At 69.0% G+C, this 24,867-nt stretch carries 23 protein-coding genes; 14 read left to right on the forward strand and 9 right to left on the reverse strand.

Annotation, left to right across the window (positions count from 1 at the left end; translation table 11 throughout):
- The first annotated feature begins 60 nt into the window (after positions 1–60).
- Both BO39_RS03050 and def read left to right on the forward strand, forming a co-directional pair.
- On the forward strand, positions 61–1,641 hold the full coding sequence (locus BO39_RS03050; RefSeq protein WP_043829997.1) for an ABC transporter substrate-binding protein: 1,581 nt from the start codon (positions 61–63) through the stop codon (positions 1,639–1,641).
- A gap of 100 nt (positions 1,642–1,741) precedes the next feature.
- On the forward strand, positions 1,742–2,272 hold the full coding sequence (gene def, locus BO39_RS03055) for a peptide deformylase (protein ID WP_043829998.1): 531 nt from the start codon (positions 1,742–1,744) through the stop codon (positions 2,270–2,272).
- Between the two features lie 50 nt (positions 2,273–2,322).
- On the opposite strand, the gene BO39_RS03060 is transcribed toward def, so the two are convergent.
- Positions 2,323–3,168 (reverse strand): NAD-dependent protein deacetylase, encoded by an 846-nt coding sequence (locus BO39_RS03060; RefSeq protein WP_245614915.1) that lies wholly within the window; start codon positions 3,166–3,168, stop codon positions 2,323–2,325.
- 34 nt (positions 3,169–3,202) lie between these two features.
- Positions 3,203–3,970 carry a DUF3891 family protein gene (locus tag BO39_RS03065; RefSeq protein ID WP_052401391.1) on the reverse strand — a complete coding sequence of 256 codons (768 nt, stop codon included), beginning with the start codon at positions 3,968–3,970 and terminating at the stop codon, positions 3,203–3,205.
- A 320-nt stretch (positions 3,971–4,290) separates the two neighbouring features.
- On the opposite strand from BO39_RS03065, the gene BO39_RS03070 reads away from it, so the two are divergent.
- From BO39_RS03070 to BO39_RS03080, 3 genes are read left to right on the forward strand one after another with little or no spacing between them, the layout of a single operon-like run.
- Positions 4,291–4,836 carry a DJ-1/PfpI family protein gene (locus BO39_RS03070; RefSeq protein WP_052401392.1) on the forward strand — a complete coding sequence of 182 codons (546 nt, stop codon included), beginning with the start codon at positions 4,291–4,293 and terminating at the stop codon, positions 4,834–4,836.
- 10 nt (positions 4,837–4,846) lie between these two features.
- A complete protein-coding gene (locus BO39_RS03075) occupies positions 4,847–5,881 on the forward strand; it encodes a phosphotriesterase family protein (RefSeq protein WP_043829999.1) in 1,035 nt (344 codons plus the stop codon).
- A gap of 15 nt (positions 5,882–5,896) precedes the next feature.
- Complete coding sequence (locus BO39_RS03080) at positions 5,897–6,574, forward strand: type 1 glutamine amidotransferase domain-containing protein (protein WP_043830000.1); 678 nt, start codon at positions 5,897–5,899, stop codon at positions 6,572–6,574.
- Between the two features lie 42 nt (positions 6,575–6,616).
- Here the strand turns inward: BO39_RS03080 and BO39_RS03085 are convergent, their stop codons facing one another.
- Genes BO39_RS03085 through BO39_RS03095 form a run of 3 tightly spaced genes read right to left on the reverse strand, consistent with a single transcriptional unit; the run spans position 6,617 to position 9,614 of the window.
- The gene (locus tag BO39_RS03085; RefSeq protein WP_043830001.1) at positions 6,617–7,480 is read right to left on the reverse strand and encodes an alpha/beta fold hydrolase; all 864 of its coding nucleotides are present in this window, start codon (positions 7,478–7,480) and stop codon (positions 6,617–6,619) included.
- Positions 7,481–7,507: 27 nt separating this feature from the next.
- Positions 7,508–8,548, reverse strand: coding sequence for a 2,5-dihydroxypyridine 5,6-dioxygenase NicX family protein (locus BO39_RS03090; protein ID WP_156963432.1), 1,041 nt, complete (start codon positions 8,546–8,548; stop codon positions 7,508–7,510).
- A gap of 16 nt (positions 8,549–8,564) precedes the next feature.
- Positions 8,565–9,614: a LysR family transcriptional regulator gene (locus BO39_RS03095; protein WP_052401393.1), complete on the reverse strand. Its 1,050-nt coding sequence runs from the start codon at positions 9,612–9,614 to the stop codon at positions 8,565–8,567.
- A 97-nt stretch (positions 9,615–9,711) separates the two neighbouring features.
- Here BO39_RS03095 and BO39_RS03100 point away from each other — a divergent pair, with 97 nt between their 5' ends.
- The 7 genes from BO39_RS03100 to BO39_RS03130 all read left to right on the forward strand — a co-directional run bounded on the left by BO39_RS03100 (position 9,712) and on the right by BO39_RS03130 (position 18,622).
- On the forward strand, positions 9,712–10,797 hold the full coding sequence (locus tag BO39_RS03100; protein WP_245614917.1) for a histone deacetylase family protein: 1,086 nt from the start codon (positions 9,712–9,714) through the stop codon (positions 10,795–10,797).
- 15 nt (positions 10,798–10,812) lie between these two features.
- Complete coding sequence (locus tag BO39_RS03105; RefSeq protein WP_043830003.1) at positions 10,813–11,946, forward strand: aromatic ring-hydroxylating oxygenase subunit alpha; 1,134 nt, start codon at positions 10,813–10,815, stop codon at positions 11,944–11,946.
- A gap of 31 nt (positions 11,947–11,977) precedes the next feature.
- Entirely contained in the window at positions 11,978–13,516 is a 1,539-nt protein-coding gene (locus BO39_RS03110; RefSeq protein ID WP_052401394.1) for an ABC transporter substrate-binding protein, read from the forward strand.
- A 64-nt stretch (positions 13,517–13,580) separates the two neighbouring features.
- Positions 13,581–14,534 (forward strand): ABC transporter permease, encoded by a 954-nt coding sequence (locus tag BO39_RS03115; RefSeq protein ID WP_043830005.1) that lies wholly within the window; start codon positions 13,581–13,583, stop codon positions 14,532–14,534.
- Complete coding sequence (locus BO39_RS03120; protein WP_084697809.1) at positions 14,531–15,364, forward strand: ABC transporter permease; 834 nt, start codon at positions 14,531–14,533, stop codon at positions 15,362–15,364. Before BO39_RS03115 ends, BO39_RS03120 begins: the two co-directional genes overlap by 4 nt.
- Before the next feature lie 4 nt (positions 15,365–15,368).
- A complete protein-coding gene (locus BO39_RS03125) occupies positions 15,369–17,045 on the forward strand; it encodes an ABC transporter ATP-binding protein (protein ID WP_052401395.1) in 1,677 nt (558 codons plus the stop codon).
- 2 nt (positions 17,046–17,047) lie between these two features.
- Entirely contained in the window at positions 17,048–18,622 is a 1,575-nt protein-coding gene (locus tag BO39_RS03130; RefSeq protein WP_245614919.1) for a GMC family oxidoreductase, read from the forward strand.
- A 130-nt stretch (positions 18,623–18,752) separates the two neighbouring features.
- Here the strand turns inward: BO39_RS03130 and BO39_RS03135 are convergent, their stop codons facing one another.
- Both BO39_RS03135 and BO39_RS03140 read right to left on the reverse strand, forming a co-directional pair.
- Positions 18,753–19,487 (reverse strand): NADPH-dependent F420 reductase, encoded by a 735-nt coding sequence (locus tag BO39_RS03135; RefSeq protein WP_043830326.1) that lies wholly within the window; start codon positions 19,485–19,487, stop codon positions 18,753–18,755.
- A 192-nt stretch (positions 19,488–19,679) separates the two neighbouring features.
- On the reverse strand, positions 19,680–20,156 hold the full coding sequence (locus tag BO39_RS03140) for an SWIB/MDM2 domain-containing protein (RefSeq protein WP_245614921.1): 477 nt from the start codon (positions 20,154–20,156) through the stop codon (positions 19,680–19,682).
- A 103-nt stretch (positions 20,157–20,259) separates the two neighbouring features.
- Between BO39_RS03140 and BO39_RS03145 the strand changes: the two genes are divergently transcribed.
- A complete protein-coding gene (locus tag BO39_RS03145; RefSeq protein ID WP_043830007.1) occupies positions 20,260–21,324 on the forward strand; it encodes an SDR family oxidoreductase in 1,065 nt (354 codons plus the stop codon).
- A gap of 24 nt (positions 21,325–21,348) precedes the next feature.
- On the opposite strand, the gene BO39_RS03150 is transcribed toward BO39_RS03145, so the two are convergent.
- A complete protein-coding gene (locus BO39_RS03150; protein ID WP_169742723.1) occupies positions 21,349–22,179 on the reverse strand; it encodes a substrate-binding domain-containing protein in 831 nt (276 codons plus the stop codon).
- A gap of 186 nt (positions 22,180–22,365) precedes the next feature.
- Here BO39_RS03150 and BO39_RS03155 point away from each other — a divergent pair, with 186 nt between their 5' ends.
- Positions 22,366–23,718: a cation:proton antiporter gene (locus BO39_RS03155; protein ID WP_052401396.1), complete on the forward strand. Its 1,353-nt coding sequence runs from the start codon at positions 22,366–22,368 to the stop codon at positions 23,716–23,718.
- A gap of 183 nt (positions 23,719–23,901) precedes the next feature.
- On the opposite strand, the gene BO39_RS03160 is transcribed toward BO39_RS03155, so the two are convergent.
- A complete protein-coding gene (locus BO39_RS03160) occupies positions 23,902–24,849 on the reverse strand; it encodes a PEP-CTERM sorting domain-containing protein (protein ID WP_245614923.1) in 948 nt (315 codons plus the stop codon).
- Positions 24,850–24,867: the final 18 nt, after the last annotated feature.

Below are 24,867 nucleotides of genomic sequence, written 5' to 3' on the forward strand. Positions count from 1 at the left end.
TGCATATCCAGGACCAAGCTGGCCGGCGGGCTGAGCCGAGGCCATGAAGAGGAGAGGCCGATGCATCGTCGCTCACTGCTGAAAGGGGTTGCGGCGACAGGCGCCGCGCTTTCCGCCCCCGCCTTTGCCCAAGGCACGTCTCGCACCCTGCGCTTCATTCCGCAGATCGACCTTGCCTTCCTCGACCCGCACTGGACCACGGCGAACGTCACCCGCAACCACGGCTACATGGTGTTCGACACCCTCTACGGGCTCGATGAGCAGGACGTGGCGCACCCGCAGATGGCCGAGGGCCACACGGTGGGGGATGACGGCAAGCGCTGGACCATCCGGCTGCGCGAGGGGCTTCTCTTCCACGACGGTACGCCCGTCCTGGCGCGGGACTGCGTGGCGAGCATCCGGCGCTGGGGCGCACGGGACGCCTTCGGCGGCGCGCTGATGCGCGTGACCGACGAGATCTCCGCGCCCGACGACCGTACGATCGTCTTTCGCCTCAAGAAGCCCTTCACCCTGCTGCCGGACGCGCTGGCGAAGGGCACCGCGATGATGCCCGCGATCATGCCGGAGCGGGTGGCGCGCACTGACCCCGGGACGCAGATCACCGACATCATCGGCAGCGGCCCCTTCCGCTACGTCGCGGATGAGCGGCTGCAGGGCTCGCGCAACGTCTATGCCAGGTTCGACCGCTACAAGCCGCGGGAGAGTGGACCGGCGCTCGGCAGCGCGGGCCCCAAGGTCGTGCATTACGACCGCGTGGTCTGGACCACCATTCCCGATTCCTCCACCGCCGCCAGCGCGCTTGTCGCCGGAGAACAGGACTGGTGGGAACAGGTGGCGCATGACCTGAAGCCGATGATCGCGCGAAGCCGCGGCATTCAGATGCGCATCCAGGAGGAGACGGGCACGGTCGGGATGCTGCGGCCGAACTGCACGCAGGCGCCCTTCAACAACGCCGCGATCCGCCGTGCCGTGATGGGAGCGATCGACCAGGCCTCCTACATGCAGGCGATCGTCGGCGATGACCGCGCCTCGTACCACGTGCCGACCGGCTTCTTCACCCCGGGCTCGCCGATGGCGAACGAGGTAGGGCTCGACCCTCTGCGCAAGCCGAAGGACGATGCGGCGGTGCGGCGCGACCTGGAAGCCGCGGGCTACAAGGGCGAGAAGGTCGTCCTTCTGGTGCCCACGGACTACGTGACGATCAAGGCGCTCGGCGATGTCGCGGCGGACATGCTGCGAAGGATCGGGATGAACGTGGACTATGTGGCGACGGACTGGGGCACCATGCTTCAGCGGCGCAACAACCGCGGCCCGGTCGAGAGCGGTGGCTGGAGCCTCTTCGCGACGAGCTGGACGGGCACGGACCTGCTGAACCCGGCGACGCATGTCGGCGTGCGCGGCAACGGCGCCGCGGGCTACGCCGGCTGGTACGAAAGCGCGCGGCTGGAGGATCTGTACAACGCCTGGTTCGACGCACCGGACCTGCCGGGGCGCCAGGCCGTGTGCCGCGACATCCAGGCCGCCTGCATGGAGGAAGCGCCCTACTACCCGCTCGGCCAGTTCAAGCAGCAGACGGCGACACGGGGCATACAGGGGCTGCAAACAGGCTTCACGCGGTTCTGGGGCATCCGGCCGGCCTGAGTTCCTGGCGCGTCCCCGGGCCGCGGGCGGGCGCACCGGCTGGGGGTGACGCCGCCCCCCGCATCCGGCAATCGGATATCGTTCTGAGCAGGAGCGGCACATGGCCATTCTGAAGATTGCCCGCATGGGCCACCCGGTCCTACTGGAGCAGTGCCAGCCCGTCGCCGATCCCGGGGCGCCGGAAATCCGCAGGCTCGTGCAGGACATGTTCGAGACGATGGAGGATGCACCGGGCGCCGGCCTCGCGGCGCCCCAGGTGCATGTGCCGCTGCGCCTGTTCGTCTTCCGGGTTCTTCCCTCCCGCGCCACCGGGGTGCCGGACGACGTGCCGGTCGGCAATACCGTCCTGATCAATCCGCAGGTGGAGCCCCTGGCCGAGGAGAAACACCTGCGCTGGGAGGGATGCCTCTCGATCCCTGGCTTGCGCGCCGCTGTCCCGCGCTTCAAGCGGGTGCGCTACACCGGCGTGGATTGCGACGGCCGGACCGTCACTGCCGAGGTGGCGGGCTTCCATGCCGGCGTCGTCCAGCACGAGAACGATCACCTGGACGGCATCCTCTACCCCATGCGGATGACGGACTTCCGGCTCATGGGCTTCAACGAGGAACTTGCCCGAGCCGCCGAGCAGTAGAAGCAAGCGGAGACGACGGGCCAAGGTGCCGCCTCAACGGCCCACCGCCTCTACAGCAGGAAGGAGAGCGCTTCGGCGCAGGGCTGCTCCACCTTTAGCGCCAGCATGGGGTCGGCACGGGTGCGGCCGAGATTCACCGCGGCAACCGGCTTGCCGGCACGCGCGGCCGCCTGCACGAAGCGGAAGCCCGAATAGACCATCAGCGAGGACCCGACCACGAGCATCGCGTCGGCCTCCTCCAGCGCGCCAACCGCCCTCTCCACCCGCTCCTTCGGCACGCATTCGCCGAAGAACACGACGTCCGGCTTGAGCACGCCACTGCAGGATGGGCAGGGCGGTACGGCGAAGGAGGCGAAGTCCTCCTCATCGAGGTCGGCATCGCCGTCCGGTGCCATGGCGGCCTCCCGCTCCTCCCAGCCGGGATTGAGCCGGGTCAGCGCCTCCTGCATCGCCTCGCGCGGGATCGCCTCCCCGCAGGCGGTGCAGCGGACCCGGTCCAGGCGTCCGTGGAGATCGACCACCTCGCTACTCCCGGCCGCCTGATGCAGCCGGTCCACGTTCTGGGTGAGGAGAAGCACGCTCTTGCCCGAGCGCTCGAGGCGCGCGAGGGCGTCGTGGGCGCGGTTCGGCCTCACCCGGCTGAAGCGTCGCCAGCCGATCAGGCTGCGCGCCCAGTAGCGCCTGCGGGCTGCCTCGCCTCCCATGAAGGCCTGGAACGTCATCGGCTGCGCCCGCTTCCACTGGCCCTCCGCGTCGCGGTAGTCGGGGATGCCCGAATTCGTGCTGCAGCCCGCCCCGGTCAGCACGAAGATGCGCCGGTGGCGGTCGATGAAGTCGTGCAGCGGCGCCGTGTCGTTCATATCGCGCATGTAGGAGCGGTCAGCGGCGATCGCCATGGGAGCAGCGCCACCGGCCGCGGCGGTCCGGCCATCAGGCCGGGACCAGTGTCTCGGCCAGCTTGCTCCAGGCGGCCTCGCGCAGGTCGCGGCGCATCGCCTCCTCATCCGTCCATCGGGCACTGGCGGGGAGGCGGATCGCCTCGCAGCGGAGCGTCAGCGTGCTCTCGCGGAAAGGCCACGGGTCGAGCGACCAGCGGGACGGCGCCTGCCGCACGAGCTTCATCTTGCGGGTGCTGCCATCCTCCATCGGCGCCTCCCCCGCCTTGTCCGGATCGGCGAAGCATAGAGCAAGGGAAAGCGCGTCGGTCACCGCGACAAGGGCGGAGTTCCGTTCCACCTGCTCGGCCGTCGCGCCGAGCTTCGCAATCCAGTCCGCCTGCAGCACGTCCTCCTTGGCGGCGTTGCGATCGATCGCGGCCTCGTCCTTCGCTGGCAGGCTCTCCGGGTCCATGTACTGTGTGTAGATGCGCGTGCCGTGCAGTGAGATCAGCAGGGCGGGCCAGAGGCCCCAGGCAGCGCGAGCCAGCTCCACGCCTCGGGCCCACATCGGCGCGTGGACGGCCGCGCCCAGTGCCGTGAAGGCGTGGGGCAGGCCCGTCTCAGGATCGAGGGTCGGGGCGGTCTCCCAGGACAGCCAGGCGATATCGTGCTGTCCGGCGGCGAGAATCACCTCAGGCGCCGGGTCCGGCCGCGCGAAGCCGGGGGCGCCCCAGGCGGCCATCATCTGGCCGGAGAGCAGGGCATGGGAGGGCTGGGGAATGAGGAGGCGGATGCCGTCCTCGGGGTCTCGCAGGATCATGCGGCGTCAACGCGCGAGAGGGGCCATGGGACACAGCCGTTCCTCATCCGCCGGGCTTCGGGCCTCCGGTACGTGAACGGTCACCCGGCCACGCCCGAAGCCCCTCCTTCGAGCCGGCCCGGAACCACATTCCCCGCCTCAGTGTGGCGATGCCGAACATGTCGCCGGTCGTGAGTTCCACCCGGGCCGTGCCGGGCAGACCGATGCTCTCAAAGATCACGCAAATGGATGCATCAGCACGACCGACGTTGACGCCCCATCGATGCGCGTGACTAGATTTTCCTGTCGGCGCACGGGCCGGAACGGCTGGAGCATGCGGGATGGGTGCAGACACACAGGATCGCCGGACCGGCGTTCTCGTCGAGGCAGGATTTCAGGAAATCGAGTTCTGGTACCCGGTCTTGCGCCTGCGCGAGGCGGGGAGCGCGGTCATCGTCCTGGGCCCGCGGGACGACGCGCAGGTGGAGAGCCAGCTCGGTTACCCCGTGATCCCGGACTCAACCTTCGATGCGGGCGGCGAGTGGGCCGGGCTGATCGTTCCGGGCGGCGCCATGGCGGCCAAGCTGTCCGGGAACGCGGCGGCGCTGCGGCTCCTGGCAGAGGCGGACGAGGCCGGCGCGGTGCTTGGCGCAATCGCCGAGGGAGTGGCGGTGCTCGCGAAGGCAGGCCTTCTCAAGGGGCGACGCGTCGCCTGTGCATCATCTCTCGAGACGATGGTGCGTGCCGGTGGCGCCGAGCCCTCCAGCGGCGGCCTGGCCGCCGAGGGCAGGCTCATCACCGCCCGTTCCGCCGACGAGTTGCCAGGTTTCTACCGCGCTTACGCCGCCGCCCTCTCCGGCACGCCGACGCGGCGCGCGGCGGCTTGAGGGGACGGCCATGGGACATATTCGCACGGTGCTCGGCGATATCGAGCCGGATCAACTCGGCATCACGCTGACCCACGAGCACATCCGCTACGCCTACCAGGGCTCCGATACCGACCACCAACAGGTGTGGAGCCTGGATACCCTCGCAGGGCAGGTCGCCACGGTCCTGAGAGAGGGCCGGGAGGTCCACCACATCCAGAGCCTGGTGGACATGACGCCGCCGGAGATCGGACGCCATCCCGAGCTGCTGGCCGAGGTCTCCCGCCGCAGCGGCGTGCACATCGTGGCGATGGCCGGCTTCTTCCCGGAGGAGCACGCCATCGGCATTCCCTTCCACTGGCGCCGCAAATCGCCGGACTACATCGCGGACATGCTCGTGCGCGACATCACCGAGGGCATGGTCTACGACAACCAGCTCACGCCCTATAAGGCCGGCATCCTGAAGGCCGCGACCGGCGGCACCACCAGCACCGAACTCGACCCCAGCAAGGGGCCGACGCCGATCAGCCCGCTCGAAGCAAAGGTGATCTGCGCCGTGGCGCGGGCGCAGCGCCGGACGGGGGCCTGCATCAACACCCACACCCAGCCGGAGGATTACGCCTATCTCAACCCCGGCATCGAGCTGCTGGACCTGCTGGAGCGCTACGGCGCGGACCTGAGCCGCGTGATCATCGGCCACGCCTTCGTGCACCCTAATATCGAACAGCTGAAGGCGATCGTCGAGCGCGGCGCCTGCCTGCAGGTCGACCATATCGGCATCCCCTGGCAGAACGACAGCCAGGAGAGTCTGGACGAGCTGATCGCGAACGCGGTGTGCCAGCTGACGGAGATGGGCTACCTCGACCGCCTCGTCTTCTCCTACGACCGCTTCTTCAGCTACGCCGGCAGTCCCCCCAGTGCCGAGGACCCGCCGCTGCTGAACGAGCAGGTGCCGGTCGGCTACATCTTCGACAACTTCGCCCATCGGCTGGAGGCGAAGGGCTTCGGCAAGGCCGAGATGCATCAGGTGATGGTGGAGAACCCCCGTCGCCTGATCGCCTTCTGAGAGGGGATGCGAGGCATGGATCTGAACGGCGCGCAGGTCGGCGTCCTCATCGAGAACGCCTTCCAGGAACTGGAGCTCTGGTACCCCGTGATGCGCCTGCGCGAGGCGGGCGCGAAGGTCCTCATCATCGGGCCCGCCCGTGGGCAACTCTACGCCAGCAAGCTCGGCATGCCGACGCGCTGCGACCTCGCGATGGACGAGGTCTCGGCGGACGACCTGGACGCCATCGTCATCCCCGGCGGCCTGGCACCCGAGGGGATGCGCAAGCACAAGCCCATGGTGGACCTTGTCCGCGCGGTGCACGACCAGGGCAAGCTGGTGGCGGCCATCTGCCATGCGGGCTGGATGCTGGCCTCCGCCGGCATCGCGCGCGGCCGGACGGTGACCTGCGTTTTCCTGGTGAAGGACGACGTGATCAACGCCGGCGGGAACTACGTGGACGAGTCGGTCGTGCGGGACGGAAACATCATCACCTCCCGCCTGCCGAGCGACCTGCCGGCCTTCGGCAAGGCCATCGTCGAGTACCTGGAGCAGGCGCCCTCCCTCCGCACGGGGCGCGTGCTGGCGCCGGCCTCCGGCGCCTACGCCTCCGCGGCCTACACGCATGTGGCGGAGACGGGGATGCTGGCGCGGGCCAAGGCCTCGGCGAACTATGTCGCGGTCACGCGCGAAGGCGCGCCCATCGGGGCCTGACCACTCCAGGGGAGGCACCTCGCCTCCCCTGTTTCCGGCGGGTCAGGCGGCCAGCCGGTACTCCGCCATCTCATCCCCGAGCAGGAAACGGCGCGCGGCCTCCTGCACCTTCACCGGGTGCTCCAGATGCGGCACATGGCCGCAGCGCTCCACCGTGATGAAGCGCACGTCGCTCACCATGCGGGCGGCTTCCAGGGCCTTGTCGATCTTGGCGTGCGGGTCGTTGGCGCCCCAGATCATCAGCAGCGGGCACTCGATCTCGCCGAAGCGGCCGGTGATGGTCCAGGGGCGCGTCGCCTCCAGGTCCATCATGCCGTCCATCAGCCTCTCGAATCCCTCCGCCAGGCCCGGGCGGGCAAAGATGTTCATCTGGACATAGAGCAGCGCCTCCGGGATGCAGGAGACGTCGTAGACCATCCCGCCCATGCGCTTGCGCGCGTACTCGATGGTTGGGTTCTGCATGGTCGCCACGGCCGCAGCCTTGGCTGCCTGGAAACTCGCCAGCCGCTCGGCATCGCCCATGGTGGCGGAGGCGCTGCCGAGCATGATGACCTTCGTCACCCGCTTCTTATCCGCCATGTGGCAGAGCACGGAGAGAAGCGCGCCGTAGGAGCTTCCGAAAACCGAGAACTCCCCCCAGCCGAGGGCATCCGCGACGCCGTGCAGGTGCTTCACCATGACCGGCTGGGGAGGCCCGCCGCTGTAGTCGCCGATGTGGGTGAGCCCATGGCCGATCAGGTCCGGCGCGACGACATGGAAGTGCTCCCCCAGCCCATCGATGATCTTCATCCAGGAATCGCAGGACGAGCCCACGCCGTGGATGAGCATCAGGGGCGGCCGGCCCGGCTCGCCGGCCGTCAGGCAGCGCGTGTTCACACCACTCGATTGAATATAGGCGATGCGCATCGGACTGCGGCTCCTTGGGGCCTGGGGTCAGTAGAAGAGGGGCGACATCTTCCCGTGCAGGGCGAGGAGATGAGCGGGGCCAACGAAGCGGCCGTCCTGCTGGACCGTCTGCCCGTCGATCCGCAGGGTCATGTCCTGAACCACGCCGTCCGGGTGGTTCTCGCCACCGCCCTCCTCCCACCATGGCAGCCCCATGCCGATGGCGTTGCTGCCGGGCGTGCGAATATCCTCGATGAAGTGGCGGCCGGTGAACCTGGCGGCGGGGTGGAAGCCAAGGGTGAAGTGGATCATCCGCCCGTAGTTGCGGCCTGATGCGGCGCGGCGGAGCGAGCGCTCCAGCCGCGGCATATCCTCGGCCGTGCCGCCCTCCAGCGCCGTGATGGCACCGTCCGAAACCACGGTGATGGGCTTGCGCAACGGGCGATAGATCTCGTCGAAAAGTGCCGTCAGGACGGTGCGGCCACGGACGGAGCCGTCCACCGGGTAAAGGTTCTGAGCCCCCGGCGTGGTGTGCATCCCCGGGTGGTTGGCCACGCGAGAGCGGCGGATCTTCACCTTGTCCAGGCCGAAGCGGATGTCGGTGCCCATCGGGCAGGTGACATGCGCCTCCTTCCCAGCGCAGCCGTCGAGGTACTCCACCAGCGCGAGCTGGAAGTCCATCAGCGCCTGGAAGTCCACGCCACCGTAGATGCGCCCGAAGCTGCCGGGATCGCCCATGTTCAGCAGGCCGTAGCGCACCCGCCCCGCCTTCAGCGCGGCATCATGCATGCGCGAGCCGGCCAGATAGGGAAAGGTAAAGTCCAGCCAGCAATCCGATGCCACCGCGGCGGCGGCCAGGTTGTCCGGCACATAGGGGTCGGCCAGCCCGCCCTGGAAGGGAAGCTGCGGGATCAGCGCCGTCATCAGCTTTGCCCCGCGCCGCGTGACCGCGCCGGCAATGGCTGCGGTCACGGCCGGATCGGTCGCGCTGTCCACGGTGAGAAGGACGCTCTCCCCCTCCGCGACGGCGAAGTGCTCCTCCACCAGCACCCGGCTGGCGCGGTCCAGATGGTGATCGGCAGACGACATGGCGGGGGGCTCCGGATCAGGAAGCGCGACGCGCGCGTGGGCGGCGCTGGGCGCCAGCAAGGGAGGGCGGATAGCTGCGCTCGCTCAGCGGCTTGGCCTGCACGGCCGAGGTGAGCAGGTGCACGAAGGCGGACTCGATGCGGCCGAGTTGCACCTTTGGATTGGTGATCAGGTGCACGTCGATGGCCGGCGCATCCTCGTAGGGCGGCAGGCGCCAGAGCAGGCCGTCGCGCTCGTCGCGCTCCATCACGTGGATCGGCATCGCGCCGATGCCCATGCCGGCGAGAATCATGCGGCGCACCTCCTCGAGATGATCGGAGATGCCGACCATCGGCACGGCGAGGTTGGCCCGCTTGTTGAGGGCGCCGATGGTCTGCACCCAGTCCGAGAAGGTGAAGACCCGGAAGGACACCGCCTTCTCACCCTCCAGGTCCTTCAGGGTCAGCCCCGTCCGGCCGAAGAGCCGATGCAGCGGGCCGCAGAAGAAGCCGAAATGTTCGCGGTACAGGTGCTGATATCGCAGGTCCGGGTGCTGGACACTCGCCAGCCCGATCCCGACCTTGACCGAGCGATTCAGCGCGTCCTCCACGATCTGCGAGGATGGGCTGATGGAGATATCCATCGTCACGCGCGGGTAGCGGCGGTGGAACTCGGCGATGGTGGTGTCGATCAGGTCGCTGACGATGTGGGAAGCAAGGCGCAGCGAGAAGGTGCCGACGAGGCTGTCGCCGCCGCCATCCAGCAGACGCGGCATCTGCGCGATGGTGTTGAAGATCTCCTGGCACTCGCGCAACAGGATCTGGCCAGGCTCGGTCAGGCGGAAGGAGGTCGCGGTGCGCAGCGCCAGCGTGGCGCCGATCTGCCCTTCCAACCGCTTCAGCGCGGCCGAGATGGCGGGCTGGCTGCGGTGCAGCACGTCGGCGGCACGGGAGATGCTTCCCTGCTCGGCGATGGTGAGGAACGCGCGCAGGAGGTTCCAGTCCAGCTGGTGCGCGAGCGGCCGCGTCACGCGCGAGAGGCTGGCAGCGGCACGGCTACGCGGCGGAACGGACGGCGCGGCGGTCATGGCAGGCACTGCGGATAAGCATTCATCAGACTGATGCTCTCATCCCCAATCTCTATTTGATCTATGGTTCCACGCACCGTCAGGATTGTCCATCGACTTGGCCAACGACCTCACAAGGAGCGCGGTGCCCGGCATGCGCGTCTATGTTTCCCCCCGGCAGGCGGCGCACGACCCGCGGAACTTCCTGGTGGCCGGCCGCGTGCGCGCCAACCCGGATGTTCCCGCGCGAATCGACCGGCTGATGAGCGGCATCGCCGAGCAGGGCCACGCCGTACTGGATCCGCCGGACAGCGGGGAACTCTATGTGCGGCGCGTGCACACGCCCGACTACGTGGACTTCCTGCGCACGGCGCATGAGCGCTGGGCGATGAACCCGAATGCGGGGCCGGAGGTGGTGCCCAACGCCCATCCTCGGCGCGCCCGCGGTCCCTATCCGCGCAGCGTGGTCGGGCAGGCTGGCTATCACCTCTCGGATCTCGCCTGCCCCGTCGGACCGCACACCTGGGATGCGGTGCTGTGGAACGCGCATTCGGCTGCGGCCGCCGCCCTGGCCGTGCGTCACGGCGCCGAGCGGGAGGCCTATGCGCTGTGCCGCCCGCCCGGGCACCATGCGGGCCCGGACTATGCCGGCGGCTTCTGCTACCTCAACAACGCCGCCGCGGCCGCCGAGATCCTGCGGGACCGCTGGGACCGCGTGAGCATCCTCGACATCGATGTGCACCACGGCAACGGCACGCAGGACATCTTCCTGGAGCGGAGCGACGTGCAGTTCGTCTCCCTTCACGGTGACCCCGCCGATTTCTACCCCTTCTTCTGGGGCTACGCGGAGGAGGCGGGGGCCGGCGCCGGCGCGGGCACGACCGTGAATTTCCCCTTGCCGCGCGGCACGGGCGATGACGAATATATTCGCGCGCTGGATGCAGCGCTGGACCGCATCCGTGCCTACGGTCCGGGCGCCCTGGTCGTCTCACTCGGGCTCGACGCCTTCGTGAACGATCCGCTCGCCTTCCTGGGGCTGACCACGGCCGGCTTCGCGCGGATCGCGGCCAGAATCGCGGCACTGGGGCTGCCCACGGTGCTGGTGCAGGAGGGCGGCTACATGTGCGACGACCTCGGCCGGAACCTGGCGGCCTTCCTGGGCTCCTTTCAGTCCGGCCGCACCGCCCAGGCCGTGAGCGCCTGAGACCCGGAGGAACCCATGCCCGACAACCAGATCCCCCTCCCCGACCCGAGCTACGCCGAGACCTTCCGGCCGGTCACCCAGGCCACCCACGCGCCGGGCGGGCTCTATAGCGATCCCGCCATCCTGCAGCGGGAGATTCAGAACATCTTCCTCAAGGACTGGCTGATGCTTGCCCGGTCCGAGGAGATCGAGAATCCCGGCGACTTCCGCAGCTTCCGCATTGGCAAGGAGCCGCTGCTGATCGTGCGCGACAAGGAGGGCAAGGCGCGCGCCTATGCCAACCTGTGCCTGCACCGCGGGGTGGAGATCGCGAAGGGCACGGGCAACCAGCGTGCCTTCGTCTGCCCCTATCACGGCTGGAGCTATGGCCTGGACGGGCGACTGATCGGCGCGAGCTGGATGCAGGACAGTGAGGGCTTCGACCGGCGCGACTGCCGACTGAAGGAGTATCAGCTCAACGAATGGCACGGCTGGATCTTCGTCTCCATGGCGGCGGAGCCGATGCCCTTCGCGGAGTACATCCAGGATTTCGAGGAAAAGTTCGGCTGGATCGGCATGGGCGGCCTCTATGTCGGCCTGCGCACGGAGACGAAGCTGAACTGCAACTGGAAGTTGATGGTCGAGAACTTCATTGACTTCTACCACCTGAAGATCCTGCACAAGGACACGATCGGCCGCTTCCTCTCCACCCCGGACGCGGAATACGACCTGCGCCCGCGCGGCCAGGTTTATATCGACGAGTACGATGCGGGCCCGCTCTCCAAGGATGGCAAGAGCTTCGCCAGGCGGATCCCCTCCATGGAGGACAAGGGCGAGCGCTACTCCCGCACCGGCGTGCTGCCGCCCAACGTGAACGCCTTCCTGCGGCCGGACTACATGACCTTCTACACCTCCTGGCCGGTGGACGTGAACACGATGGTCCTCGTCGGCTACGCGCTCTGGCCGCGCGAGGTGATGATGGGCCCGGACAAGGAGCGGATCGTCACGGAGTTCCAGGGCATGCTGAACAAGGTGCTGGAGGAGGATTTTGAGATGGTCGAGAGCCTCCAGAACGCCGCCGGCGCCGAGGCCTTCGTGCCAGGCCGCATGTCGCGCCTGGAACGCGGCTTGCAGCACTTCGTGAAGCACAGCATCCAGCGCGTCGCCTGACGCCGAAACGCGTGAAACGGAGGACCGGGAAATGACGGGATTCGAAGCGTTCGGCCGGCGCGGCCTGTTGGGAGTGGGTGCGGCAGGATTGCTCGCGGCAGGGCTGCCGGCCACCGCCCGCGCGCAGGCCACGCCGAAGAAGGGCGGCAAGCTGCGCATCGGCATCGTGGGCCAGACGGCGAATACGCTGGACCACACCTCGCCGGTCTTTGCCTCGCCGAACGAGCGTGTGGTGAACTACACCTTGTTCAACACGCTGGTTGAGATCGACCCCACCGGCAAGGCGATCCCCGAACTGGCCGAGAGCTGGGAGATCGGACCCGGCGCCAGACGCTGGGTATTCAACCTCCGCAAAGGCGTCACCTTCCACAACGGGAAGGAGATGACGGCTGATGACGTCATCTTCTCCCTGCGCCGCCACAATGCCGAAGGATCCAAGTCCGGCGCGCTGGCGCTGATGCGCGACCTGGAGGCGATCAACAAGACCGACAAGTACCAGATCGAGATCATCCACAAGACCGGTTCGCTCGACATCCACTACCTGATGTCGGACTACCACTTCGCCATCGTGCCAGATGGCGACAACTCCCATAAGGGCATGGGCACGGGCCCCTACGTGCTGCAGACCTGGGAACCCGGCGTGCGCTTCCGCGGCACGCGGAACGCGAATTACTGGAAGTCCGGCCGGGCCCATGTGGACGAGGTGGAGATCACCGTCGTCAACGACGACGCCGCCCGGGTATCCGCGCTGCGCGCTGGCGAGGTGGACATCATCAACCGCCTTGACCCGCGCACGGTGCGGCTGGTGGAGGCGTCAGCGGACCTGAAGGCGAATATCGCCAAGGGCTACGGCTTCTACACGGTGAACATGCGCACGGATGTCGCGCCCTTCAACAACCCTGACCTGCGCATGGCCTTCAAGCTGGCCACCAACCGCAAGGAGCTTCTGGACCGCATTCTGCGCGGCTACGGCTCTCTCGGCAACGACCACCCGATCGCCGAGGCCCTGCCCTTCCACGCCAACCTGCCGCAGCGCGAGGTGGACTTGGACAAGGCGAAGTTCCACTTCCAGAAGTCCGGCTTCAGCGGCACTATCCCGCTGCACACCTCTACGGCCGTCTTCTCCTCCGCTATCGACATGGCCGTGCTGATGCAGGCCCAGGCGCAAAAGATCGGACTGAACATCAGCGTGGAGCGTCAGCCGCCCGATGGCTACTGGGGCAACATCTGGCTGAAGGAGCCCTTCCACATGTCCTACTGGACGGGCCGCATCACCACCGACATCATGCTCAGCACGGGCTACGCCTCCAACTCCGTCTGGAACGAGGGGCACTGGAAGAACCCGCGTTTCGACGAGCTGTTGGTCCGCGCCCGCACGGAGTTCGACGAGGCGAAGCGCGCCGCGCTCTACGCCGAGTGCCAGTCCCTGCTGCGCGACGACGGCGGGGTGATGATCCCGCTCTTCAACAGCTTCATCGACGGCGCGAAGAAGAGCCTCGGCGGCGACCTGACCGCGCCGAACATGGAGATGGCGGGCGGCCGCATCGCGGAGCGCTGCTGGCTGGGCTGATGGTGTTGCTCAGGAAGGGGCGGAGGGTCTCCTCCTCCGCCATCCGCCGCGAAGGAGACAGGGTATGACGCTTTCGCGGCTGATCGCACGGCGCGCCATCGAGGGGATCGCGACCCTTGCGGTGATCGCCGTGCTGCTCTTCGGGGGCGTAGAACTCATTCCCGGCGATCCCGCCCGCACCATCCTCGGGCAGAGCGTGACGGAGGAGGCAGTGCGGAACCTCCGCGTCGCGCTGCGGTTGGACCAGCCGGTGCATGAGCGCTTCCTCAGCTGGGTGGAGGCCGCGGCGCAGGGCGACCTCGGCACCTCCATCCTCAACGGCCGCCCCGTGGCGCCGGACTTCGCCTGGCGGGCGAAGAACACGCTCTTCCTCGCCGGCTACGCTGCGGCGATGTCCATCCCGATTTCCATCATGCTCGGCCTACTGGCGGCGCTCTACCGGGACCGCCTGCTGGATCGGGCCATCTCCCTCGGCTCGCTCGCCACCATTTCCTTCCCGGAGTTCTTCGTGGGCTACGTGCTGCTCACGGTCTTCGCGCTGAACCTCGGCTGGTTTCCTGTCCTCTCCTCCGTCACGCCGGAGATGGGGCTGGCGGAACGGCTGAGCCGCTGCTTCCTGCCGGCGGTGACGCTGAGCTGCCTCATCGGCGCCTATGTGCTGCGGATCACGCGCGCCGCGATCATCTCCATCCTCTCCCGTCCCTATATCGAGATGGCGGAACTGAAGGGCGCCTCCCGCACTGCCATCGTGCTGCGCCACGCGCTGGTGAATGCGGTGGGGCCGATCGCGAACGTGGTGGCGCTGGCGCTCGCCTACATGGTCGTAGGCATCGTGGTGACGGAGGTGGTCTTTACCTATCCCGGCCTCGGCCAGTGGATGGTGGACTCGGTCGCCAAGCACGACATGAACGTCATCCTCGTCTGCGGCCTCGCCTTCGGCGCCACCTATGTCGGCCTGAACGTGCTGGCCGATATTGCGGCGGCCCTGGCCAGCCCGCGCCTGAGGCACCCGCGATGATCCTCGCCCTGCGGCTCTCCCTCCGGCAATGGCCGGTGGTGCTCTCCTTCGCCGTGCTGGCCTTCGTGGTGCTGCTCGTCCTCGCCGGTCCCGGGATCGTGCCGGCGGAGGTGCGGGAACTCGCGGGCGATCCCTGGGAGCCCTTCGGGGCCGAGCACCTGCTGGGCACCGACCAACTCGGGCGCGACCTTCTGGCACGGCTGCTCGAGGGCGGGCGCCTCACCCTCTTCCTCGCCTCCGCGGTGGCCGTGCTCTCCTTCGTGGTGGGACTGGCCCTCGGCCTCGCCGCCGCCTTCCTCGGCGGCCTGATGGATACGGTGCTGTCGCGGCTGATGGACATCATCATGGCGCTGCCGCCGCTGATCCTGGCCATCCTCGTGATCGCCCTGCTCGGCAACTCCATGCCGGTGCTGGTCGGCGTCCTGGTGGTGTTCGAGGCGCCGCGCGTCTTCCGCCTCGCCCGAGCGCTCGCCATGGAGATCATGACGGAGGACTTCGTGACCGCCGCCCGCCTCCGCGGCGAGGGCATCGGCTGGATCCTGGCGCGGGAGATCGCGCCCAATGCCGTCGTGCCGCTGGTGGCGGAGCTGGCGATGCGCTTCGTCTTCGCCCTGCTCTTCCTCTCCTCTCTCTCCTTCCTCGGTCTCGGCGTGCCGCCGCCGCAGGCCGATTGGGGCGGCATGGCCCGCGAGAACTCGCCGGCCCTCGGCTTCGGCCTGCCCGCGCCCATCGTGCCGGCCGCGGCCATCGCGGCAGTGGCGCTGGCGGTGAACCAGATCGCGGACTGGCTGGTGGCCGCCTCCGGCCGCCGCGCCGCGCGGAGGGGCTGACCGGATGACCGAGCCGCTTCTCCGCATCCGCGACCTCTGCATCCAGGCCGCCGGAAAGCGCGGCGTGACGGAGCTGCTGCGCGGCATCAGCCTGGACCTCCATGCCGGCGAGGTGCTGGGCCTGATCGGCGAGTCCGGCGCCGGCAAGTCCACCATCGGCCTCGCGGCCATGGGCCATATCCGCCCAGGCTGCCACGCCGTGCGCGGCCAGGTGCTGTTCCAGGGGCAGGACCTGCTGCGCGCCTCCGCCCGCACGTTGCGGGGGGTGCGGGGCGGCGGCATCGCCTATGTCGCGCAATCGGCAGCGGCGGCCTTCAATCCCTCCTTCACCCTCGGCGCGCAGATCGACGAAGTACTGCGCCGCTTCGACAGCCGCGGCCCGGCCCAGCGCCGCCAGCGCATCATCGAACTGATGGGGCGCCTGGGCCTGCCCGACCCGGCCGGCTTCTACGACCGCTACCCGCACCAGGTCTCCGGCGGGCAGCTCCAGCGGGCGATGACGGCGATGGCCCTCGCCCCCGGCCCGAAGATCATCGTCTTCGACGAGCCGACCACGGCGCTGGACGTCACCACCCAGCTCGGCGTGCTCGCCGCTATCCGGCAGGCCATCCGGCAGGAGCAGGCGGCGGCCCTCTACATCAGCCACGACCTGGCCATCGTCTCGCAGGTCGCGGGCCGCATCATGGTGCTGCGCGGCGGCGGGCTGGTGGAGGAAGGCCCGGCGCGCGAGGTGGTGGAGCGCCCGCGCGAGGCCTACACCCGCAGCCTTCTGCAAGTGGGCACTCAGCCGGCCTCCCCGCGCGATCCCTCGCCGGCGCCGCCCCTCCTCACCGTTCGCGGGATGAAGGCGGGCTTTGGCCCCCTTCGCGTGCTGCACGACATCGATCTGACCGTGCGCAAGGGCCGCACCCTCGCCGTGGTGGGGGAGTCCGGCAGCGGCAAGTCCACCCTCGCCCGGGTGATCGCCGGGCTCCACGCGGCCGAGGACGGGCAGGTGGTCTTCGCCGGCCAGCCCCTGCCCCGCGCGCTGAAGCAGCGCAGCCGGGACCTGCTGCGCCGCGTCCAGATGGTGTTCCAGTCGGCCGACACGGCGCTGAACCCCACCCAGGCGGTCGGCGACATCATCGGCCGCCCGATCCGGTTCTACTTCAACCCGTCACGCGCAGAGGTCAGGCAGCGCGTCGCCGCCCTGCTGGAGGCGGTGGAGCTTGCCCCCGAACTGGCGGATCGCCGCCCTATGGCCCTCTCCGGCGGGCAGCGGCAGCGCGTCGTCATCGCCCGCGCCCTGGCGGCCGAGCCGGACCTGATCCTCTGCGACGAGGTGACCTCCGCCCTTGATCCGCTGGTGGGCGAGGGAGTCCTGAAGCTGCTCGACCGGCTGCGGCGGGAGCGGGGCGTCTCCTACCTCTTCATCACGCACGATCTGGGCGTGGTGCGGAGCATCGCGGACGACATCGTTGTGATGGAGCGCGGCCGCATCATTGAATCCGGCACCAGGGACGAGGTGCTGGCACCCCCCTGGCACCCGACCACGGAAATCCTCCTCGCCTCCCAGCCCAGCACGGCGGCGGGATGGCTGGACCGCGCTCTGGAGCGACGAAACCGGCTTCTGGCCGGCGATCTCGATCCCGAGGCAGCCATCGCCCCCCCGCCCCTGGCGGCGAACCTCGTCACGCCCTGACGGTGGAGGCGGATTTCATCGTCGTCGGCGCCGGCTCCGCGGGCTGCGTGCTCGCCAACCGGCTCTCGGCCGATCCGCGCCACCGCGTGCTGCTGCTGGAGGCCGGGCCGCGCGGCCGCGACCCCTGGCTGCACATCCCCGTCGGCTATTTCCGCAACGCCTACCATCCCCGCTACAACTGGTCCTACGAGACAGAGCCGGTGCCGGGGCTGGGCGGGCGCCGCGTGGCCTGGCCGCGGGGCCGGGTGCTCGGCGGCTCCTCCGCCATCAACGGGCTGATCCATGTGCGCGGTGCCCGGCACGATTTCGACGGCTGGGCCGCGCTCGGCCATCGCGGCTGGTCCTACCGAGACGTCCTGCCCTTCTTCCGCCGCGCCGAGCACCAGGAACGGGGTGAGGACGAGTTCCACGGCGTCGGCGGCCCGCTCTCCGTCTCCGACATCCGCATGCCGCACACGCTCTACGATGCCTTCATCGGCAGCGCCCTCGCCCTGGGCTTCCCGCGCAACGACGATTTCAGCGGCGCGACCCAGGAAGGTGCCGGCGCCTACCAGCTTGCGGTGGGCGGCTACCGGCGCGCCAGCACGGCCAATGCCTATCTGCGCCCCGTGCTGCGGCGGGGGAATCTGCGCGTGGAGACCGGCCTGCTGGTGACTCGCGTGGTGCTCGAGGGAAATCGGGCCGTCGGCGTCGAGATCCTGCGTGGAACGGAGCGGCAGGTAGTCCGCGCCCAGCGAGAGGTGATCCTCGCCGGCGGCGCGATCAACTCGCCACAGCTTCTGCAGCGCTCAGGCATCGGTCCCGGCGCCGTTCTGCGGGATGCGGGTCTCGATGTGGTGCACGACCTGCCCGTGGGCGAGAACCTGCAGGACCACCTGACCGCCCGCGTGGCCTACCGCGCCCGGCAGGCCAACACGATGAACGAGATCTTCCACTCCTGGCCGCGCCGCGCCTGGGCGGGCCTGCAATATCTCGCGCGCCGCGGGCCGTTGATGATGGGCGGCGGGCCGGTAGGCCTCTTCGCCCGCACCCGGCCCGACCTGCCAGTGCCGGACGTGCAGTACCACTTCCTCGCCCTCAGCCTCGAGGCGCCGGGCCGCCCGCCCCATCCGTTCCCCGGCTGCACAATCGCCGCCGTGCCCTCCTATCCCGAGAGCCGCGGCTGGGTGCGGATCCGCTCGCCCGGTCCGCAAGCGGCGCCGGCCATCCAGCCCAACTATCTCTCCACGGAAGGCGACCGCGCGACCATGGTGGCCGGGCTGCGCTTGGCGCGACGCCTGTTCGGGACCGGTCCCCTGAGCGATGCCGTTGCGGAGGAGCTGTTGCCCGGCCTGGGCACGGAAACGGACGAAGCCTGGCTGGAGCATGCGCGGCTCCGCGGCGGCACGGGCGCGCATCCCTGCGGCACCTGCGCCATGGGCCCCGTGGTGGACGACGTGCTGCGGGTTCGGGGCATGGAGGGGCTGCGCGTGGTCGATGCCTCTGTGATGCCGCGCATCCCCTCAGGCAACATCAACGCCACGGTCATCATGATCGGAGAGAAGGGCAGCGACCTCATTCTGCAGGACGCGCGCTGAGGGAGGGCCGCTGGACACAAACGTCCCCTCGGGCCTGCGTAAATGCGTTGCCCCGGAAAGAGCCGCTCCTGTCCATCGTTCTTCGCGTTGAAGCACTCCGCATGGCCGAGGACCCTCGGCCAGGAAGCGCCTAGGACGGAAGATCCAGGATGCGGCGAAGCTCCGGCGCGGTCACCGCCTGCCCGTAGCCCCGCGCGCCCATTGCAAAGTCGGATGCCCGGGAAAGCGGGCCGACGACGACCGGATCGAAACCGGCATCCCGCACCAGCGCCGCGGCGGTCTCGAGCGCGGCCGCGTCGTCGCCCGCGATGGGAATGGCGATCGGTGCCCCTGCCCGGTGCGCCCCTTCCGCCAGCACGCGAGAGCCCAATGTGTTGAAGGCCCGCACCACCCGTGCCCCCGGCAGATGCTCCGCCGAGGCCAGCCCGATGCCGCGCTCGATGGCCGCCTGTCCGACCGCCCCGTCGCGCGTCACCACCGCGTTGCAGGCGTCCAGCACCACCTTGCCCCGCAAGGCGCCGCCCAGCTCCTGCCCGACCTGCGGAAGCGCGCCATAGGGCACGGCCACCAGCAGGGCCTCGCCGAACGCGGCCGCCTCGGCCGGCGTGCCCGCCTTGGCATTGGGGCCCGCGGCTTCCACCAGCTCCTTCAACCGCTCCGGATGACGAGAGGAGAAGAGGACCGGATGCCCGGCCTTCGCCCAGAGCGTGCCGACCGTCCCACCCAGCCGTCCCGATCCGATGATGCCGATGCGGGTGCCGGCCGCTGGCTGCGCAGTCGCCGCCCACCCATGCGGCAGGAGCAGCGCCGCGCCAGCCAGGATAAAAACCGAGCGGCGCGCGATCCGGACTTCACTGACGGGCATGAACATCTCCGCAGCCGAGTTGATCGGCGCAGAAGGCTACGCCGCCGAAGGTTCGCGGAGAAGGATCATCCGCCCGGGTCACAACCTCGTTCGGAACGGCTTCCAGGGGGAATGAAAGCATCATCCCCGCCGAAGCCGAACCGCCCCGCGATGAACACTCCATCACAGCGCACGCGCGGGGCCGGCTGCTGCCTATTTCAGGTGCTGAGCGAGATACTTGTTCATCTCGAACATCGTCACCTTGTCCTTGCCGAACACCTTCTGCAGGTTGTCGTCCGCCAGGATCTCGCGGCCATCCTTCGGGTTCTGGAGCTTGTTCTCCTTAATATAAGCCCAGACCTTGCTGACCGCCTCGCCGCGGGCAAGCTTCTCCTCGCCCACCACGGCCGCCAGTTCCGCGGACGGCTGGAGCGGCTGCTGAAGCGCGTTCGGCTTGTGGCCCTTGGCCGGCTTGGCGACCTTCTTGGCCTTCACCGGCTCGGCATCCCCGGATGCCTTCTCGGACGTCTTTGACGCTGCTTTCGTGGCCATCGTTGTACTCCTGGGCGCTATGGCCGATGCCATCCGTAAGTCGGACATCGGCATGGTGGAAAAAGCAACGGTGCTTCGCTTCAGCAGTTGCCCCGCCGCGGCGGCGACGTGCCGGGCGAGGACGTTGGCAAGACGCATCCTTGGACACCCGGGGGCAAACCTTTCACCGCAGGGTGCCTTCTGGTCTCTCCGCCCAGCATGCCTGGCTGCGAGGGCGAGGATAGAGGGGCAGGGCTGGAACATGGCGGGATCGGCACTGATCGCGGGCGTCAGCGGCATCGTGGGCAACAATCTGGCCCGGCGCCTGCTCGGCCAGGGCTGGGAGGTCAGCGGCCTCGCGCGGCGCCCGCCGGGCGACATCGAAGGGCTGCGCCCCGTCGCGGCCGACCTGCTGAACCCTGCCGGGCTCCAGGCCGCGCTGCGCGACCAGCGCCCGAGCCACGTTTTCATCACCACCTGGCTGCGCCAGCCGACGGAAGCGGAGAATATCCGGGTCAACGCCGCCATGGTGCGCAACCTGCTGGACGCGCTGCAACCCGGCGGCACCGTCCGGCACGTCGCGCTGGTCACCGGGCTGAAGCACTATCTCGGCCCCTTCGAGAACTACGGAAAGGGCAGCCTGCCCGCCACGCCCTTCCGCGAGGAGCAGCCGCGGCTGGATGTCGAAAACTTTTACTACGCCCAGGAGGACGAGGTCTTCGCCGCGGCCGCGCGGGACGGCTTCGGCTGGAGCGTGCACCGGCCCCACACCATCATCGGCTACGCCCTCGGCAATGCCATGAACATGGGGGTCACCCTCGCGACCTACGCCACGCTCTGCCGGGAGACCGGCCGCCCCTTTCTCTTTCCCGGTTCCGCCGCGCAGTGGAACGGGCTGACCGACATGACCGACGCCCGCCTGCTGGCCCGCCAGCTCGAATGGGCCGCGACCACCCCGGCCGCGCGGAACCAGGCGTTCAACGTGGTGAACGGCGACGTGTTCCGCTGGAGTTGGATGTGGGGGCGCATCGCCGGCTGGTTCGGCCTGCAGCCCGCGCCCTTCCCTGGCCAGGGCACGCCACTCGAGCAGCAGCTGGCCGATGCCGGCCCGCTCTGGCGCGAGATCGCGGAGCGCCACCACCTCGCCGAGCACGACCTGAACCGTCTGGCCTCCGCCTGGCACACCGATGCCGATCTGGGCCGCCCGATCGAGGTCGTCACCGACATGAGCAAGAGCCGCAAGCTCGGCTTCCTCGACTACCAGGCGACGGAGGACTCCTTCTTCGACCTGTTCAAGACGCTGCGGGAGGCCCGGATCATCCCCTGACGGTCCTGCGCCCGAGCGCCGGGTTCAGCCCCGGTTCAACGGCTCCAGCCCCGTCCGCTCCAGCGCCGGCGCGGCCTCGGGCGAGGCGAGGAAGCGGATGAGGGCGCGCGCCGCCTCGGGTTCCCGCGCCTTCGCGGGGATCGCCGCGCAGAAGATAGTCGGTAGCTGCACCGGCTCCGGGATCGTGCCGACATAGGCGGCGCCCTCGACGAAGAGGATCTCGCTCACCTGCTGGAAGCCGATCTCGGCCTCGCCGCGCGCCACGACGCTCGCCACGCGCTCGGAGAGGATGCGGCGCGACTTCGGCATGACCTGCTCATGGATGCCGAGGCGCCGGTACATCTCGTTCTCGATGTAGACCCCGCTCGCGCTCGCCGAATAGGCAATGGAGGAGGCGTTGAGCAGCGCCTGCCGGAAGGCGTCCACGGACGAGATATCCGGCTTCGGCGCCCCGGCGCGGACGCACATGCCGATCAGGCTCCGCGCGATATCCACCCGGCTGTCGGGCAGGATGAGGCCCCGCGCCGCCAGCGGCTCCAGCCCGCCGCTCGCGAGCAGCAGCACGTCGGCAGGCTCGCCGCGCCCGAGGCGCTGCGGAATGGCGTCCGGCGCCGCGCCCATGGAGGAGGCCTGAACGCTGACGAGGCTATGGCCGGTCTGCTGCTGAAATGCCGGAACGAGCGTGAGATAGGCGGCATTGAGCCCGCCGGAGCTGAAGACCACCAGTTCCGCTGCGGCGGCGCGCCGCGCGAGAAAGGGGAGGGCCGCGGCGCCGAGAAGCAGCGCGCGACGGCCCCTTCCGGCCGGGGCCATCGGGCCTGCACGATCCCGCTCCTGCGACGGATTTTGCGTCATGGACATTTTCCTCAGACAGCCAGTGGCGGCCGGTCGGGCACTTTATGGCCCAAGAATGCGATCACCTTCGGAGACATGCCAGCCCCAATCGACGCGCTGCAGATCGCCCGGATAGTGCAGAATGGGTTCTTACAGGTTGGCCCACTCTCGCCCCGAACGAGGTCCGTGCGCGCTCGTTAAGCGAACATGACAGACAGTTCATGGCTTCCGGACCCCTATATCCTTGCTCTCACCGGGTTCGGATTCCTCATCGCTCTCGTGGCGTGGCTTCCCCTTGTCCTGAAGCGCCTGCCGCTCTCCCTGCCGATCGTCTGCATCGCACTCGGCGCCGGCCTGTTCTCCCTCCCGCAGGTGACGATCCGCCCGGTGCCGCTCGACTATCCGGAGATTACCGAACGCCTCACTGAATTCGTTGTGATCATCGCGCTCATGGGCGCGGGCCTGAAGCTCGATCGCATCTTCGATTGGCGAAGCTGGACCGTCACCTGGCGATTGCTCGGCATCACCATGCCCCTCGGCATTCTCGCGATCGCCCTGCTCCTCGGCTGGGGGATGGGCCTGCCCTGGGCGGTGGCCATCCTGCTGGCAGCCAGCCTTGCGCCCACCGATCCCGTGCTCGCCGCCGACGTGCAGGTGGGCCCGCCCAGGAGCGGGGAGGAGGACGAGGTGCGCTTCGGCCTCACCTCGGAGGCCGGGCTGAACGACGGGCTCGCCTTCCCCTTCGTCCATCTCGCCATCGTCCTCGCCGCCGTCGCGGGCACGGGGGAAGCCTGGTTCGTTGAATGGTTCAGCTACCGGGTCCTATGGGAGGTCGGCGCCGGCGTGGTGGCCGGCTGGCTGATCGGGCGCGCGTTCGGCTGGCTGACCTTCCACGTCCCGGCCGAGACCAAGCTGGCCAAGACCGGCGACGGGCTGATCGCTCTGTCCGCCACGCTCGTCTCCTATGGGCTGACGGAGATCATCCACTGCTACGGCTTCCTGGCCGTGTTCGTGACGGCGGTCGCGTTCCGACACGCCCACCGCGAGCACGACTTCCAGCTGCAGATGCACGAGATCACCGAGCAGATCGAACGCATCGCCATGATGGTCCTGCTGCTGCTCTTCGGCGGCGCGCTGGTCAGCGGTCTCCTCTCTCCGGTCACCTGGGCCGATGCCGGGATCGCGGCCGTCATCCTGCTGGTTATACGCCCGGTGACGGGCCTGATCGGACTTTTCGGCTTCAAGGCAGACATGGGCGAGAAGCTGACGCTCGCCTTCTTCGGCATCCGCGGCGTCGGCTCCTTCTACTATCTCGCCTATGGCCTCAACCACATGGAGGTGCCCGGCGCCGAACGGCTATGGGGGCTTGTGGGCCTCATCGTCCTGATGTCGGTCCTCCTGCACGGGCTGACCGTCACGCCGATCATGCGCCTCCTCGATCGCCATCATGGCCGCGACCCGGATGCCGAGGAGGTGGCGGCTTCGGCCCGCCCAGACGGCATGGGGCAACCGGACGAACAGCCGGAGGGCGAGGCCGGCAGGCTGGCTGCCCGCGGGTGATCGCCCCCGACGCCAGGCCATGCTTCGGAAGCGGCGTTCAGCACCCCGAGCGGCTGGTTGGGAAGGCTGAAGCACTCGCCTCAGCCCCTAGCAACGACCAGCGGCGAAAAAAGGGCCGGACGCCTGAGCGCCCGGCCCCGTCATGCCGGCCGTAAGGGGCAGCGTGCCGCCCCTCGGCAGGGTTCAGGCCGGCAGGTCGGCCGTCGCACGGCGGCGGCGCACGAGCCCCATGCCGAGCAGCCCCACCCCGAACAGCGCAAGCGAGGCGGGCTCGGGCACGGCGACCGCGAGCTGGTCATGCGCGATCTGCTGCAGCGCGAGCGCCTGGCTCGCGGTGAAGCCGAGGTCGCGCGCGACATACTCGTTCGCCCCGAGGCTCAGCGGGTCCAGGCCGGTGATGCTGCCGAAGAACATCAGCGCCTCGAGGTAATAGCCGTAGGGGCTGGCGTGATAGCTGTCGGGCGCCCAGAGGTTCACCAGGCCGGCCATGATCCCGTCATAGGGATTGGGATCCGCGAAGCCCGTCCGGATCGCCCGGTCCCAGGCCGCGCCGACAGGGATCACGCCGTCGATCAGGGCCGAGTTCGCATCGGCCGCGCGGTAACCGGCCTCCACGTCCCGCTGCATCGCGCTGATGTCCTGGCCGTACCAGGCCCCTGTGGGCAGGTAGGTCTGGTCGGCGCGGGACCAGGTGGCGTCGAGCAGGATGTTGACGTTCGGGTTCTGCGCCGTGAACGTGTTCGCCAGCAGCGCGGAGTACTGGATCAGCGTGGCGGGATTGCCCGGGCGGGCGGAATCGAGCGTGCTGTAGCTCTGGAGGACGACATTGTCCCAGGGCTGGTTAATGAGGCCGAGGCGGTTGTTGTAGTGGTAGTCGAGCCCGGTACCGCCCTGGGTCTCGAGGCTGACGGTATAGTCGAGCCCTGCCTGAACCGTGAAAGCCTTGAACAGCGCGGGCACGCCGCCGATACCGGTGCCGACCAGGTCGGTCACGGTGCTGGGTCGGTAGTTCCGCACGGTCGGCGGCCCACCGGCGGGATCGCCATAGGTGAAGCTGTTACCCACGAAGAGGATGGTCTCCGCCGAGGCGGAAGCACAGGGAAGTGCCAGGGCGAAAGTCAGCGCAGCCACAGCCTTCATTGGCCCGAA

The organism is Roseomonas aerilata DSM 19363 (genome assembly GCF_000711725.1).
GTDB lineage: Bacteria > Pseudomonadota > Alphaproteobacteria > Acetobacterales > Acetobacteraceae > Roseomonas > Roseomonas aerilata.

Coding starts and splice junctions, on each gene's coding strand:
- BO39_RS03050 (WP_043829997.1), top strand. CDS start 61: ATGCATCGTCGCTCACTGCTGAAAGGGGTTGCGGCGACAGGCGCCGCG.
- def (WP_043829998.1), top strand. CDS start 1,742: ATGGCCATTCTGAAGATTGCCCGCATGGGCCACCCGGTCCTACTGGAG.
- BO39_RS03060 (WP_245614915.1), bottom strand. CDS start 3,168: ATGGCGATCGCCGCTGACCGCTCCTACATGCGCGATATGAACGACACG.
- BO39_RS03065 (WP_052401391.1), bottom strand. CDS start 3,970: ATGATCCTGCGAGACCCCGAGGACGGCATCCGCCTCCTCATTCCCCAG.
- BO39_RS03070 (WP_052401392.1), top strand. CDS start 4,291: ATGGGTGCAGACACACAGGATCGCCGGACCGGCGTTCTCGTCGAGGCA.
- BO39_RS03075 (WP_043829999.1), top strand. CDS start 4,847: ATGGGACATATTCGCACGGTGCTCGGCGATATCGAGCCGGATCAACTC.
- BO39_RS03080 (WP_043830000.1), top strand. CDS start 5,897: ATGGATCTGAACGGCGCGCAGGTCGGCGTCCTCATCGAGAACGCCTTC.
- BO39_RS03085 (WP_043830001.1), bottom strand. CDS start 7,480: ATGCGCATCGCCTATATTCAATCGAGTGGTGTGAACACGCGCTGCCTG.
- BO39_RS03090 (WP_156963432.1), bottom strand. CDS start 8,548: ATGTCGTCTGCCGATCACCATCTGGACCGCGCCAGCCGGGTGCTGGTG.
- BO39_RS03095 (WP_052401393.1), bottom strand. CDS start 9,614: ATGACCGCCGCGCCGTCCGTTCCGCCGCGTAGCCGTGCCGCTGCCAGC.
- BO39_RS03105 (WP_043830003.1), top strand. CDS start 10,813: ATGCCCGACAACCAGATCCCCCTCCCCGACCCGAGCTACGCCGAGACC.
- BO39_RS03110 (WP_052401394.1), top strand. CDS start 11,978: ATGACGGGATTCGAAGCGTTCGGCCGGCGCGGCCTGTTGGGAGTGGGT.
- BO39_RS03115 (WP_043830005.1), top strand. CDS start 13,581: ATGACGCTTTCGCGGCTGATCGCACGGCGCGCCATCGAGGGGATCGCG.
- BO39_RS03120 (WP_084697809.1), top strand. CDS start 14,531: ATGATCCTCGCCCTGCGGCTCTCCCTCCGGCAATGGCCGGTGGTGCTC.
- BO39_RS03125 (WP_052401395.1), top strand. CDS start 15,369: ATGACCGAGCCGCTTCTCCGCATCCGCGACCTCTGCATCCAGGCCGCC.
- BO39_RS03135 (WP_043830326.1), bottom strand. CDS start 19,487: ATGCCCGTCAGTGAAGTCCGGATCGCGCGCCGCTCGGTTTTTATCCTG.
- BO39_RS03140 (WP_245614921.1), bottom strand. CDS start 20,156: ATGCGTCTTGCCAACGTCCTCGCCCGGCACGTCGCCGCCGCGGCGGGG.
- BO39_RS03145 (WP_043830007.1), top strand. CDS start 20,260: ATGGCGGGATCGGCACTGATCGCGGGCGTCAGCGGCATCGTGGGCAAC.
- BO39_RS03150 (WP_169742723.1), bottom strand. CDS start 22,179: ATGACGCAAAATCCGTCGCAGGAGCGGGATCGTGCAGGCCCGATGGCC.
- BO39_RS03155 (WP_052401396.1), top strand. CDS start 22,366: ATGACAGACAGTTCATGGCTTCCGGACCCCTATATCCTTGCTCTCACC.